Here is a 13,875-nt window from a genome sequence, read left to right on the forward strand (position 1 = left end):
GTGCGCATTTCCCTAAACCAAGCCGAAAGCTTTGCTATTTCTGTTAGATGTGGGCGGCGCGGCTTGCCGGTGGCCGGTTTGGCTGTAAAAGCGCCGGGTAAGCGCTAAGCTGTCATCCTCTCGGGCTGGAAAGCGCCGATCCTCATTCTCGACAAGACGGCAATATGTCCCAAACACTGGCGCCCGCCTTCCTTGGCGTCGAGCGCTCGATTCTCGGCCGGCCTTGGCGGGCGCGGCTCGACCCTGCGGCCGAGGCCATGGCGCTGGCCCTGATGCAGGCCGAGGGCCTCGACGACCTCCTCGCGCGGATTCTCGCCGGCCGCGGCGTCGGCGTGTCGGAAGCGGCCCGCTATCTCGAACCGAGCTTGCGGGACCTGATGCCGGACCCTTCCACGCTGACCGAGATGGACACCGCTGTCGAGCGAATGGCGCGCGCCATAGAGACAGGCGAGCAGGTCGCCGTTTTCGGAGATTACGACGTCGACGGCGCCTGTTCCTCAGCTTTGCTCATCGACTATTGGCGCGCCGCCGGCGCGCCAGAGCCCTTCCTCCACATCCCCGACCGCATCGTCGAGGGCTATGGACCGAATGCCGAGGCGATCCGCGCTCTCGCCGAACGTGGCGCGACGCTGCTCGTGACGGTTGATTGCGGCACGGTCTCGCATGAGCCCTTCGAGGTCGCTCGCGCGCATGGCCTCGACGTGATCGTCCTCGACCACCATCAGGCGCCCGAGGAATTGCCGCGAGCGGTCGTCGTCAACCCCAACCGGCAGGATGATCTATCCGGTCAGGGTGGGCTTTGCGCCGCCGGCGTCGTCTTTCTCGCGTTGGCGGGCGTCTCGAGGCTGCTCCGCAAGCGGGACTGGTGGAACGAGGCGCGACCGGCGCCGGATCTTCTCGCGGCGCTCGACCTCGTCGCGCTGGCGACGGTCGCAGACGTCGCTCCGCTTACAGGCTTGAACCGGGCTTTCGTCGCCAAGGGGCTTCAGGTCATGCGCAACCGGGCCCGGCCCGGACTGGCGGCGCTGATGGATGCCGCTCGAATGGATGGGCCGCCGCGCGCCTATCATCTTGGCTTCGCGCTTGGTCCGAGGATCAATGCCGGCGGCCGTATCGGCGACGCCGGACTAGGCGCACGGCTTTTGACTCTCTCCGACGCGATCGAGGCGGCGCGCATCGCGCATGAGCTCGACCGGTTGAACGCCGAGCGTCAAGGCATAGAAAAGCAGGCGCTGGAGGAAGCGATCGCCCAGGCCGAGGTGCAATTCCACAAGTCGAATCGGCTCAGCTGTCTCGTCGTGGAAGGACCGGACTGGCACCCGGGTGTGGTTGGCTTGGTCGCGGCGCGCCTGAAGGAGCGCTTTAACATCCCTTCATTTGCCTTTGCTCTTAATGGCGAAACGGGATCAGGTTCAGGTAGAAGCTTAAATGGCGTCGACATTGGCAAGACGGTTCGGCGCGCCGTTGATCTGGGTCTCGCCATCAAAGGCGGCGGTCACGCCATGGCCGCCGGGGTCACGCTTCTCAAAGACAAAGTAGACGATTTCCGCGCCTTTTTAAATGAAGCTCTCGCTGACGCCGTTGAGTCCGCTCGCGACGCCGACGCCCTCATTGTCGACGGCGTCATCGCGGGGCGCGGCGTGAGCCTCGATCTCTTGCGTAGGGTGGAGAAGGCCGGCCCGTTCGGGCAGGGTAATCCGGAGCCTGTTTTCGCTCTCGCCGAGCAGCGGCTGGTCGACGCCGCGATCGTCGGGGAGAACCATGTTCGCGCCAGACTGCGCTCGGGTGACGGCGTCGCAGTCGACACGATTGCTTTCCGGGTCGTCGGCTCGCCGCTGGGCGATGCACTGTTGCGGGGGCGGGGCGATCTCTTCCACGTCGCCGCCCGGCTTTCGGCCAATCAGTTCCGGGGGACGGAAAGGGTCGAGGCCCGAATAATAGACCTCGCCAGAGCGCAGTAAGCGGAGGCCGAACGGGTGTTGCCTCATCGCCACAGCTTACGCAAAACAGACAGCGAGGGCCTTGCTTGTGTGCATAGCCCCATTTTCGCCCTGATATCGTCCCCAAGTCGCCGCTGCTAAATCTTGTCGTTAACGGCAAGTTCAATTTTAGGGGAGAAACTCCGGGACGATCGCAACGCATGGCGAATCAAGGTCATGCGGGCCCGCACGAGGGGCGCCTACAGGCGTCGTCGAGGGGATGGATCGGTCTGGGGATGCGGCACTCGCCGTCGCTCTCGGAAAGGACCGTTCCAATGCGATCTGCCGCGTTTCGGGAGCATGGGCGCTTGTTGATGAAGTTCCAGCCGACAATCGTTTCCCTGCGCAGATCGGTTCTCTTGCTCTCTCTCGCGTCTCTGGCTGGCTGCGCCTCCACGAGTTCTCCGCGCTATGCCGGCATCGGTCCGAGCGGCGCCGATCCCCGCTACGGCGTGCGTCCGAGCCCGCGTGTGGTGGCCGATGGCGAGGAGGTTCCGAAAGGCGGCGGCAATTATATGGTCGGCAAGCCCTATAAGATCGCCGGCCAGACCTATTATCCGAACGAAAGGCCTTTGGCCGCCACCGGCACGGCCTCGTGGTATGGCTCGGACTTTCACGGCCGCCGGACCGCAAATGGTGAAGTCTTCGACCGCGAATCGATCTCGGCCGCCCATCCGACCATGCCGCTGCCGAGCTACGCCCGCGTCACCAATCTCAAGAACATGCGCTCGATCATGGTGCGCGTGAATGATCGCGGTCCCTATCACGGCGGCCGCGTCATGGACGTTTCGCAGCGCGTCGCCGAGGCGCTCGATTTCCGCTCGGTCGGCACGGCGCGGGTAAAGGTGGAATGGATCGGGAAGGCCGATCTCGCCGGCGACGACGACGCGCGGCTCCTCGCCACGCTGCGCGACGACGGGCAGCCGGCCAGTCTCGAAGGCGGGGCTCCGATCATGGTCGCCTCGAAACAGGAGACGGTTCGTTCGGCCGCGCTCGTTCAGCGCGAGCCGGAGCCGCCAGCCCGACCCGTCGTCAATGACGCGCCCCCCGTTTCCCCGGCGGTCGGGGAGACCGCTGAGATGATGGCTTACGCCCCGGACGCTCGCCCCGAGCCGCTGCCGGAGACGGCCGCTGCGCGCGACGGCCAGACCGCGAGCAACAATGCCGCGAACGCGACTGACAGTGAGCCGGTATTCTCGACCCATGCCGTTAAGACGGCGGCCCCGCCGGAGGATAAGGTGAAAGCCTTCCAGGCCGCGCCGCTACCGCCCGTGCGGCCAGCCTCCTTCAGCCATGATCATGCGTCGGCGCCGGTCCCGCCAATGCGTCAGGCCCTGAACTGAGCCGCACCGCCTAAGTGTGCTGCACGCGTTGCATTTTAGAGATCGAAGGATCATTCTCCGCCTTGCGTCGCGCAGCCGCTGCGACATTTTTTTATGCATGAGCGGAGGGTGCGTTGCTCATACGCCCATTCAGACTGCCGATATCGATCTTTCTTCTTTTGATCGGCGCCTTTTCGGCCGCCTGGGCGCAGCCTTTCCAAACGAGCGCCCCGCAAGCGATCCTCATAGATGCGGACACCAACACCGTCCTGTTTGAAAAGGGCGCCGACGACTATGTGACGCCCGCCTCGACGGTCAAAATCCTCACCGCGGAGATGATTTTCCGCGAGCTGACCGAAGGGCGCCTAAAGCTTGGCGATGAAATGCAGGTTTCCGAATACGCCTGGCGCAATGGCGGCGCGCCGGCCGGTGGTTCGGCTATGTTTTTGAAGGTCAACAGCCGCGCCAGCGTCGAGAATCTGCTGCGCGGGCTCGTCATCGACTCGGGCAACGACGCCGCGCTCGTGCTGGCGGAGGGCGTCGCGGGCAATGAGGAAGCTTTCGTCATGCGCATGAACAAGCGCGCGGCGGAGCTGGGCCTCGTCAAATCGCGCTTCGGCAATCCCTGGGGCAAGGCGAGTAACGATCAGAAGGTGACGGCGCGCGAGATGGCCAAGCTCGCCCTCTACGTCATCAAGACCTACCCGGATTACTACAAATATTTCGGCGAGAAGGAGTTCACCTGGAACAATATCCGCCAGCAAAACCGCAATCCGCTGCTGACGATGAGCATCGGCGCCGACGGGTTGAAGACGGGCAATATCGAGAAGAACGACTTCGGCCTGGTTGGATCGGCGGTCGAGGACGGCCGCCGCCTCATCGTCGCCGTTTATGGCGCCAAGACCGCGAAGGAGCGCGCCGAGGAAGCGCGCAAGCTTCTCCAGTGGGGCTTCCGGAATTTCGAGGAAAAGGACCTGTACAAGGCCGGCGAGCCGATCGGTCCGGCCCAGGTTTACGGCGGGACGAAGGGTTCGATCGAGCTGGTGTCGAAGACCGACGTCAAAGTGTTGCTGCCGCGCAGCTCCAGCGAGAAGCTCTCTGGCAAGATCGTCTATGAGGGGCCGGTGATCGCGCCCGTCGAATCCGGACAGAAACTCGGCAAGCTGGAAATCAAGCGCGGCTCGACCGTGGTCCTGGAGCAGCCGCTTGAGGCGGCCGAGGCGATCGATGAAGGATCGCTCCCGCGCCGCGCATTCGACGCGGTTTACGAGTATGCTGCGGCCAAGATCCACGAGAAGCTGTCGGCCAGGAAATGACGGGCGCCGAAAAAGGCCGATTCATCACATTCGAAGGCGGGGAGGGCGTCGGCAAATCGACCCAGCTGACGCGCCTCGCTGAGCATTTGCGCGGCTGTGGGATCGAAACCGTCACCACCCGCGAGCCCGGCGGCACGCCCAAGGCGGAAGCTTTGCGCCGTATTTTGCTCTCTGGACAGGTCGCGCCGTTGGGAACTTTGGCGGAGGCGGCGCTTTTCGCCGCGGCGCGCATCGACCATGTCGACAGGCTGATCGCGCCGGCGCTGTCACGTGGCGCCTGGGTGCTTTGCGATCGCTTTGTCGATTCGACGCGCGCCTATCAGGGCGCGCGCGGCGGCGTCGAGCGAGGGGCGCTGACTCTTCTGGAAAAGGCGGCTGTGGGCGACCTCGAGCCCGACCTCACTGTCATCCTCGATTTGGCGCCGGAGGAAGGGCTCGCCCGTGCGGCGGTGCGGCGGGAGGCGGCGGGTCAGCGCGCGGATCGCTTCGAGGCGGAAGACGGCGGCTTTCACGAGGGGTTGCGCCGCGCCTTCCTCGACATCGCCGCTGACGAACCCGAGCGCTGCTGCGTCGTCAACGCCGCTCTCCCGGCCGACGAGGTCGCGCGCGCCATACGCCAGCTCGTCGACGCCCGCTTCCTCGAAGCGCAGGCCGCCGCCGCCCAATGAGCAAGGAGCCGGCGGGTCCGCCCGAAAGCGATCGTTTCGACGACGCGCCGCATCCGCGCGAGACTCTGGCGCTTTTCGGCCATGCGCGCGCCGAGCATGAGCTGCTCGACGCCTATTTGCGCAATCGTCTGGCGCAAGCCTGGATCATCGGCGGGCCGGAGGGCGTCGGCAAGGCGACGCTGGCCTGGCGCTTCGCGCGCTTTCTGCTCGCCCATCCCGACCCGACTGCGGCGGCGGCGCAAGCCGCCCAGAGCCTCGGCGTGCCCGCCGATCACCCCGCCGCCCGGCGCGTCGCGACCATGGCGCTCGCCGACATCTTCCTGCTGCGGCGCGAGTGGAACGAAAAGACCAAAAAGCATTTCACCGAGATCCGCGTCGACGACGTCCGCGACATCACACGGTCCTTCCATCAGGGTTCGGGCACGGGCGGCTGGCGCGTCGCCATCATCGACTGCGCCGACGACCTCAATCGAAGCGCCGCCAATGCGCTCTTGAAGCTCATCGAGGAGCCGCCGGAGCGTTCGCTCTTCTTGTTGGTGGCGCATCAGCCGGGCCGCATTTTGCCGACAATCCGCTCGCGCTGCCGCAAGCTGATGCTCTCCGCGCTGACGCAGGTGGAAACCGTCGCGGCGGTGGAGGCGCTAGGCGCGCCCTGGAGCGATGCGCCTAAGGCCGACATCGCGGCCGCCGCCGCCCGAGCGGAAGGGTCGGTGCGCGAGACGCTGCGGCTTTTGGGCGGCGACGCTATGGTTTTCGACACGAGCGTCGCGCGGCTCCTGCAACGTCTGCCGCAGGTCGACTGGCTCGGCGTGCATTTTCTCGCCGACAAGCTCACCGGTCGGGACAATGAAGCGGCCTACGAGACCTTCATGCGGGCTTTGGAGCGCCATCTCGATTCCCGCGTGCGGGCGCTCTCGCAGGGCGGCGCGCCGGCCGCGCGGCTGATCGGCTACGCCCGCGCCTGGGACGAGATAAGAGACCTCGCGCGGGAGACGGAGGTGTTCAACTTCGACAAGCGGGCGATGGTGCTGGGGATTTTCGAGCGTCTCGCGGTGGCGGAAGGGGCGAAATGACGCCCAAGGGTGAATATGATTTCTCTCGGGGCGAGCGCGGCAAATTTTTACGGCCGTGCGCAGAATTGTCGCCACCTGTTCATCCGGGCGGAGAGGCCCGAGCTTTGAGCGTGCTGCTACGCTGGATTAGGACCGCGCGCCTTCAAGCTCGCAAATTCAGGCGAGCCTAAAGACTCGCGGTCCAGGCGTGACGGGAGCGCGTCGTCATTGTCGCCCTCGCGTTGAGCCTGGCTCCCCGGCTTCCTCCAGCAACCGCAGCACAACTGCCGGATCGCGCGGAAAGCCAGCTTTGATCCATTTTGCCTGCAGGGACTTCAAAGTCGCGCCGAGCTCGCGCCCAGGCAAGACGCCGCGGCCGATGAGATCGGCTCCGGTGATGGGAAACGCGGGGGCGGGCGTTTCGTCGAGATATTTCGCCGCCGTCAGCCAATCGGCGTCATCCGCTTCGGCGCGGCTCTCAGTGAAAGCCAGCGCTAGCGCATCCCCCGCCGCCCGGCCGCCGATCAGAAAGAGCATCTCGCGCAGATGCGAGACCGGCGGCGGCCGGTCGATCCCATGCAAGGCCGACAGGGCCCGCGCCGCGGCGACGAGCCGCGCATGTTCGTCGTTCGACAGCCGCAGCCGCGCGCGCAGGCGGTCGGCGTCCTCGACCGTCAGCACCGAAAAGGCGGCGAGGCGCAGCACCGCGTCGGGCCTCTTGCCGCGCGCCGCCTCGAAGGCGGCGAGCCGGGCGAGCCGCGCCGGATAGCCCATGCCGAGCAGCACCTCGATGATTCCCGCATGGGACATGGCGCGCATGACCTCGGGCGCGCGCCGCGCCGGGAGCAGCTTGATGATCTCGGCCCGAATGCGCTCGCGCGAGAGGCGCGCGAGATTTTCGCGGGCGATGATGGATTCGTGCAATCCAGCCCGGTCGAAGCCGCCTTCGCCATGCGAGGCGTTGAAGCGGAAGAAACGCAAAACGCGCAGATAATCCTCGCGGATGCGCGTCGCAGCGTCGCCGATGAAGCGGATGCGTTTAGCCGCGATGTCTGCAAGCCCGCCCGTATAATCGTGAAGCTTGCCGTCGGGCGTGACCGACAAGGCGTTCACCGTGAAGTCGCGGCGGCGGGCGTCCTGCTCGAAATCGCCGCCGAAGCGCACGATGGCGTAACGGCCGTCGGTCTCGACGTCCTCGCGCAGCGTCGTCACCTCGAACGGCGTCCCGGCGACGACGATCGTAACCGTGCCATGCTCTATGCCGGTCGGCACGCCCTTCAGTCCGGCGTCTCGCGCCGCCTTGAGCACCGCTTCCGGCAAAGCCGTCGTGGCGAGGTCGATCTCATGCGGTGCGAGCCCGAAGAGCGTGTCGCGCACGGCGCCGCCGACGACGCGCGTTTCGGCGCCGGTCCTGGCGAGCGCGGCGAAGAGCGTCGCGAGACGCGGATCGTCGAGAAGGCGCTCGACCCCTTTCATTGAAACTGGCCCGGAACGAGCTTGCCGTTTTCGACATGGGCCGGGACATAGGCGCCCTGCTGACGCCCCGTGAGGCCCAAGGTCAGCATCCCGGCGATGGCCGTCAGAAGCCCGGCGATCGTCAGCAGCGACAGGACGCGCCCGTGCCAAAGCTCGGCGACGAAGGGCCAGCGCCTTTGCAGGAGATGAAAGCCCACATAAGCCACAAAGGGCGTCAGAAAGAGCAGGGCGGTCTGAAGCGCGATGCGCCACATGGGCGAGGGGCCTTTATGGAAAAGTGCGGTTATTTCTTAGCATTTTGGTCGCGCTTTCCGTCATTGCGAGCGAAGCGAGGCGATCCAGCGCGGTGGCTGCGGCTCCTGGATTGCGTCGTCGCTGCGCTCCTCGCAATGACGATATACGGACAGAGGCGGGTCTTTCTGTTCAGTGCTTATCTAGCGGCGGCAGATCGAGATATTGCACCCCGCGCCGTAGGCGGCTTCGAGATCGCTGATGATAACGCCGTGGCCGACGACGCCGTGTGATAGTTTACGACGGCGCGGCGCAGGCCGACAATCTGGTCGCTCAGGTCTTTTCGGACCACGCCAAGCTTTGCGTCGAGCGTGTGGAGATCGGAAGCCACGTCCGCCCGCAGCGAGTGAATGTCAGCGCGAAGGTCATCCCGGATGCCATGCATCTCAGAGCGCATATCCGTCATCTCGCCACGCATCTCGCGCAGGAGCTGCAAAACGGGGTTTACAGGTTCGTCGGCCAATGCTCACTCCGCGCCGCGTGGCTGGCTGCCGTCGCTTTTCTCTTTTAGCGCACCCTGGCATGCGCGTGAAGGCGGCAGCCGTGCTGCTCGAGCGCCGCTATTTCTGCGACCGCTCATTTTGCCACAATTCGCGCGCGTTTGACGGCGAGACTGTCTAGCGTCCAAAATCGCGGAAGAGGGACGCCTCCCGCGAAGATTGTTGCGCCCTGGACTGATGCATTCGCGGGCGCCGATCCCTATCTTCTTGGCAAACGTGGCAGATGGACCCCCTCGCGCCCATGAACTCAATCAATGTTGCGCCGCTCGAAACCGCCGTCGCCGAATCGGCCGAGCGGGCGCTGGACCACATCGGGCGCGCCCGCGCCGCCATCGGTGCAGTCATCTTCGGACAGGACGAGGTGGTGGAGCAGGCGCTCGTCACCATCCTTGCCGGCGGCCACGGCCTGCTTGTCGGCGTGCCGGGTCTCGCCAAGACGAAGCTGGTCGAGACGCTCGGCAAGGTGCTGGGCCTTGCCGAGCAGCGCGTGCAGTTCACGCCGGACCTCCTGCCCGCCGACATCATCGGCTCGGAAGTGTTGGAGGAGGGCGCCGACCGCACCCGTTCTTTCCGCTTCATCAAGGGGCCGATCTTCGCGCAGCTTCTCATGGCGGACGAGATCAACCGCGCCTCGCCGCGCACGCAATCGGCGCTGCTGCAGGCGATGCAGGAGCATCACGTCAGCGTCGCCGGCAAGCGCTACGATCTGCCGCGTCCCTTCCATGTGCTCGCCACGCAGAACCCGCTGGAGCAGGAAGGCACCTATCCGCTGCCCGAGGCGCAGCTCGACCGCTTCCTCCTGCAGATCGACGTGCACTATCCCGACCGCGCCAGCGAGCGGCGCGTGCTGCTCGAGACGACGGGCGACAAATCCGCCGAAGCCGTTCAGGCGCTCGACGCCGAGGAGCTGATGGCGACGCAGCGCCTCGTGCGGCGGCTGCCCGTCGGCGACAAGGTCGTGGACGCGATCCTCGATCTCGTGCGCGCCGCGCGCCCGGGCGAGGGCCATCCGGAGATCGCGCCGCATGTCGCCTGGGGACCGGGTCCGCGCGCCGCCCAGGCGCTGATGCTCGCCACTCGCGCCCGCGCGCTTGCGACGGGGCGCCTCGCGCCGTCGCTCGACGACGTCGCCGCCTTGGCGGCGCCGGTGCTGCGTCACCGCATGGCGCTGAATTTCGCGGCGCGGCGCGAGACGACTATCCCGGAGCTGATCGATAAGCTTGTGTCGCGGATCGGCTGATGGCGGAGCGTTTACCCCCTCCCCAACCCTCCCCCGCTTCGCGGGAGAGGGGGCAGATTGTGGCTTTCATCAAGAATGCTGATCGTGAGCGTCCCCTCTCCCGCAATAGCCCGTCGAGAGACGGGCGTCTTGCAGACGCCCTATGGCGGGGGAGGGTCAGGGAGGGGGCGCTTCAGCACCCGCAATGATCCGGCCAATCACCACCACAGCCTACGACCCCGCCGCCCGCACGCAGATCGACGGGGCCGTCGCGGCCGATCTTGCCGCGCGCCTGCCGCGCCTCGTCAATCGCGCTCATGAGATCGCGGCGAGCGTCGCCTATGGCGTCCATGGCCGCAAGCGCGCCGGGCAGGGCGAGACCTTCTGGCAATATCGCCCCTTCACCAATGGCGAGGCCGCGCATCGCATCGACTGGCGCCGGTCGGCGCGCGGCGATCAACTCTATGTGCGCGAGCGCGAGTGGGAGGCGGCGCACGACTATTTTCTCTGGATGGACTGCTCGCCCTCCATGGCGTTCGTGTCCTCGCTCGCCCAGGACGACAAGCTTTCGCGCGGCGTCACGCTCGGCCTGGCGCTGGCGGATGTGCTCGTGAAGGGCGGCGAGCGCGTCGCCGCTTTGGGGCTGACAGCGCCCATCTCCGCGCGCGACGTCATCGACCGCCTGTTGCGCGCGCTCTACGACGGCGCCGCCGATATTTCGCGCGACGAGCTTCCGCCCGAGGCGGCCTTGCGCCCGCGCGCGCGCGTCGTGCTCATCTCGGATTTTCTCTGCGATCTCGACGCGCTGTCCGCGCGGCTGCGGCGCTTCGCGGGGGCCGGCGCCTCGGGCGCGTTGCTGATGATCACTGATCCGAGCGAAGAGAGCTTTCCCTTCACGGGTGAGACGATGTTTCTCGACACCGACGGCGGCCCGGCCTTTCATGCCGGCGACGCGCGCAGCCTGCGGGCGGCCTACGCCAAGCGCTTCGACGCGCATCGTGAGGCGGTGCGCGAAGCGGCGCGCGCCGGCGGCTTTCTTTTTCTGCAGCATCACACCGACCGGCCCGCCGCCGAGGCGGCGCTCGCGCTCGCCATGGGTCTGCATGGCGTGGAGGAGACGCTGTAATGGGCGGCTTTTCCTTCGCCGCGCCGCTGGCGCTGATCGGCCTTGCGAGCCTGCCGCTGATCTATTGGCTGTTGCGTGTGACGCCGCCGCGTCCGCGCGAGATCGTCTTTCCGCCGACCAAGATTTTGCGCGAGCTGCGGCGCGATGAAGAGACGCCGTCGAAGACGCCTTTGTGGCTCCTTCTCATGCGCCTCGGGCTTGCGGCGGCGCTGATCCTCGCGATGGCGGGGCCGGTCTGGAGCCCGTCCGGAACCGTCGCGGCCACCTCCACGCCGACCCTCGTCGCGCTCGACGATAGCTGGGCCACGGCCCCTTCCTGGGAGAAGCGCATCGCGGCTGGAGCGGCCATCATCGAAAGCGCCGCGCGCGGCGGCGCGCCGGTCGCCGTCATGACGCTTTCCGAGAGCGCCGCGCCGAGCCTGTCGGAGGCCGGACGCGCATTGGAGAAGCTACGCTCCGAGCGGCCGAAGCCCTATTTTGCCGACCGCCGCGCGGCGGCCGACACGCTGGCCGCTTTCGTGAAGGCAAATCCCAAGGCGCGCATCGTGTGGATCAGCGACGGTCTCGCGCAAGGCGAGGCGGGCGCCTTCGCCAGTGCGCTGAAGGCCGCCGCTGACGCCGGCGCCCGCGTCGAGGTCCTCACCGACGATCATGCGCCGCTGGCGCTCGCCGCGCCGACGAACGACGCCGCGACGCTCGGCGTCGACGTCCTGCGCGCCGACGCCGCCGGGCCTGCCGCCGCGACCGTCGCGGCCTATGACTCGAGGGGCCAGATCATCGGCCGCGCCGGCGCCGCTTTTGGCGGATCGCCGCGGGCGAAGGCGACGCTCGATCTGCCGGTGGAGCTGCGCAACGATGTGAGCATGTTGCGCATCGAGGGCGAGAATTCCGCCGGCGCTGTGGCGCTGCTCGACGCGCGTTCGAGAGTGCGCCGCGTCGCAATTGCCGGTGGCGCCGGACTAGACGAGGCGCAGCCCCTGCTGTCGCCGCTCTATTACCTGGAAAAGGCGCTCGCGCCTTTCGCGCAGACCCGCGAAGCCCGACCGGGCGTGGTCGATCCCATTCAGGCGCTGCTCGCCGAGCGGCCCAATGTTCTGGCGCTCGCCGACGTCGGTCTGGCGCCCGGCGAAACATACGAGGCCTTGAGCCGTTTCGTCGAGGAGGGCGGCACGCTCATCCGCTTCGCCGGCCCGCGCCTCGCCAACGCCGCGGACGATCTTCTGCCGGTGCGCCTGCGCCGCAACGGCCGCGTTCTCGGCGGCGCACTGTCCTGGGAGACGCCCAAGGCGCTCGCCGACTTCGATGCGACGAGCCCTTTTTTCGGCCTGCCGACCTCAAAAGATGTGAGCGTCCAGCGTCAGGTGCTGGCGGAGCCCGACCCCGGCCTTGCGCAAAAGAGCTGGGCGCGGCTCTCCGACGGCACGCCGCTCGTCACCGCCGAACGGCGCGGCAAGGGGCTGATCGTGCTCTTCCACGTCAACGCCGATACGAGCTGGTCGAACTTGCCGATCTCCGGGCTCTTCGTGGATATGCTCAAGCGCATCTGCGCCATGTCCGGCGAGTCCGCGCCCTTGCCCGGTGACGAGACGACGGCGACCGTGAGCGACCAGCGGCTTCTCGCGCCAATGAAGGCGCTCGACGGTTTTGGGGCGCTCGGCGCGCCGGGGCCCAACGCCCAGGCCGTTACGGCCGATTTTTTCGGGCCTGCCAGCGCGGAGCATCCGCCGGGCCTTTACGGGGCGGGCGACGCTTCCGTGGCCTTGCAGACACTGCGAGCGGAGGATGACATCTCCGGTTTCGATTTCGCCTCAGTGGGTCTCGCAACAAGCGTCCTCGCCTCCGGCGCGCCCGTCGATTTTCGCGGTCCGCTGCTCGCCGCCGCGCTGCTCGCCTTCATTGCGGACGCCGTCATCGTTCTGGTTCTCTCCGGCAAATTGCGCGTGAGGCTGCTCACTGCGGCGGCTGGCGCTGTGATCATTCTTTTGGCCCCTCTGCACGCACGGGACGCGCGCGCCGAGAATGGCGCGAAGACGGTCGTCTCGCAGCGCGACAAGGAGGCGGCGCTGACGACCCGGCTCGCCTATGTCGTCTCGGGCGACGCGAAAATCGACGAGGTGTCGCGCTCCGGCCTTGAAGCGCTTTCGAGAACGCTCGCCACGCGCACCTCCTTCTCGCCCGGCGATCCAATTGGCGTCGATCCGGCGAAGGACGAGCTCGCTTTCTATCCCATGCTCTATTGGCCGGTTGTGGCGAGTGCGCCGCAGCCCTCGGCGAAGACCACCGCGAGGGTCGCAAACTATATGCGGCAGGGCGGCACTGTCGTCTTCGATACGCGCGACGCGCTCAATCAGCGGCCCGGCGACGCGCCGACGCCCGAGACGCAATGGCTGCGGGACGTCACCAAGGGACTCGATATTCCTGAGCTCGAAGTGGTCCCGAGCGATCACGTCATCACCAAGACCTTCTATCTCCTCGACGGCTTCGTCGGCCGCTACGCCAGCGGCCAGACATGGGTCGAGGCGCTGCCGCCCGATCCGAAAGAAGGCGCCGCGCGGCCGGTGCGCGCCACCGACAGCGTCTCGGCGATCGTCATCACCTCGAATGATCTCGCGAGCGCCTGGGCGCAGGACAAGCGCGGCCAGCCGCTCTTACCGCTGACGCCCGGCGGCGCGCGCCAAAGGGAGCTGGCGCTCAGGGGCGGGGTCAATCTCGTCATGTATACGCTGACGGGGAACTACAAATCCGACCAGGTGCATGTGAGGGATTTGCTGGAGAGGCTGGGGCAGTGACGAAAACCCGCGCCCCCGTTTGCCCCCGTCATTGCGAGCGCAGCGAAGCAATCCAGGAGCCGCATCGTCGCTCTGGATTGCTTCGTCGCTTCGCTCCTCGCAATGACGGACTTTATTGGACGATGCGCGTTGGGGTG

The 13,875-nt window shown here is 66.8% G+C and carries 11 protein-coding genes; 9 read left to right on the plus strand and 2 right to left on the minus strand.

What is annotated here, in order from left to right:
- Window positions 1–164 precede the first annotated feature (164 nt).
- The 5 genes from recJ (at window position 165) to OGR47_RS09370 (ending at window position 6,358) form a co-directional block, all read left to right on the plus strand.
- Window positions 165–1,961 (plus strand): single-stranded-DNA-specific exonuclease RecJ, encoded by a 1,797-nt coding sequence (recJ, locus tag OGR47_RS09350; RefSeq protein WP_165049938.1) that lies wholly within the window; start codon window positions 165–167, stop codon window positions 1,959–1,961.
- 293 nt (window positions 1,962–2,254) lie between these two features.
- Window positions 2,255–3,322 carry a septal ring lytic transglycosylase RlpA family protein gene (locus OGR47_RS09355; protein WP_253948106.1) on the plus strand — a complete coding sequence of 356 codons (1,068 nt, stop codon included), beginning with the start codon at window positions 2,255–2,257 and terminating at the stop codon, window positions 3,320–3,322.
- 119 nt (window positions 3,323–3,441) lie between these two features.
- A complete protein-coding gene (locus OGR47_RS09360; protein WP_165050368.1) occupies window positions 3,442–4,617 on the plus strand; it encodes a D-alanyl-D-alanine carboxypeptidase family protein in 1,176 nt (391 codons plus the stop codon).
- Window positions 4,614–5,285, plus strand: a complete 672-nt coding sequence (gene tmk / locus OGR47_RS09365) for a dTMP kinase (RefSeq protein ID WP_165049933.1) — start codon at window positions 4,614–4,616, stop codon at window positions 5,283–5,285. The genes OGR47_RS09360 and tmk overlap by 4 nt, the downstream gene beginning before the upstream one ends.
- Window positions 5,282–6,358, plus strand: coding sequence for a DNA polymerase III subunit delta' (locus tag OGR47_RS09370; RefSeq protein ID WP_165049931.1), 1,077 nt, complete (start codon window positions 5,282–5,284; stop codon window positions 6,356–6,358). The genes tmk and OGR47_RS09370 overlap by 4 nt, the downstream gene beginning before the upstream one ends.
- Window positions 6,359–6,562: 204 nt before the next feature.
- Here the strand turns inward: OGR47_RS09370 and OGR47_RS09375 are convergent, their stop codons facing one another.
- Both OGR47_RS09375 and OGR47_RS09380 read right to left on the minus strand, forming a co-directional pair.
- A complete protein-coding gene (locus OGR47_RS09375) occupies window positions 6,563–7,813 on the minus strand; it encodes a CCA tRNA nucleotidyltransferase (RefSeq protein WP_165049928.1) in 1,251 nt (416 codons plus the stop codon).
- Window positions 7,810–8,067 (minus strand): DUF6111 family protein, encoded by a 258-nt coding sequence (locus OGR47_RS09380; protein WP_165049926.1) that lies wholly within the window; start codon window positions 8,065–8,067, stop codon window positions 7,810–7,812. Before OGR47_RS09380 ends, OGR47_RS09375 begins: the two co-directional genes overlap by 4 nt.
- Before the next feature lie 266 nt (window positions 8,068–8,333).
- Here OGR47_RS09380 and OGR47_RS09385 point away from each other — a divergent pair, with 266 nt between their 5' ends.
- From OGR47_RS09385 to OGR47_RS09400, 4 genes are all read left to right on the plus strand, one after another.
- On the plus strand, window positions 8,334–8,615 hold the full coding sequence (locus tag OGR47_RS09385; RefSeq protein WP_165049924.1) for a hypothetical protein: 282 nt from the start codon (window positions 8,334–8,336) through the stop codon (window positions 8,613–8,615).
- Between the two features lie 230 nt (window positions 8,616–8,845).
- A complete protein-coding gene (locus OGR47_RS09390) occupies window positions 8,846–9,844 on the plus strand; it encodes an AAA family ATPase (protein ID WP_165049922.1) in 999 nt (332 codons plus the stop codon).
- Between the two features lie 184 nt (window positions 9,845–10,028).
- Window positions 10,029–10,949 (plus strand): DUF58 domain-containing protein, encoded by a 921-nt coding sequence (locus OGR47_RS09395; protein WP_165049920.1) that lies wholly within the window; start codon window positions 10,029–10,031, stop codon window positions 10,947–10,949.
- Window positions 10,949–13,738: a DUF4159 domain-containing protein gene (locus OGR47_RS09400; RefSeq protein ID WP_165049918.1), complete on the plus strand. Its 2,790-nt coding sequence runs from the start codon at window positions 10,949–10,951 to the stop codon at window positions 13,736–13,738. Before OGR47_RS09395 ends, OGR47_RS09400 begins: the two co-directional genes overlap by 1 nt.
- The last annotated feature ends 137 nt before the right edge of the window (window positions 13,739–13,875 follow it).

This window comes from Methylocystis sp. MJC1, assembly GCF_026427715.1.
In the GTDB taxonomy this organism is placed as follows: domain Bacteria; phylum Pseudomonadota; class Alphaproteobacteria; order Rhizobiales; family Beijerinckiaceae; genus Methylocystis.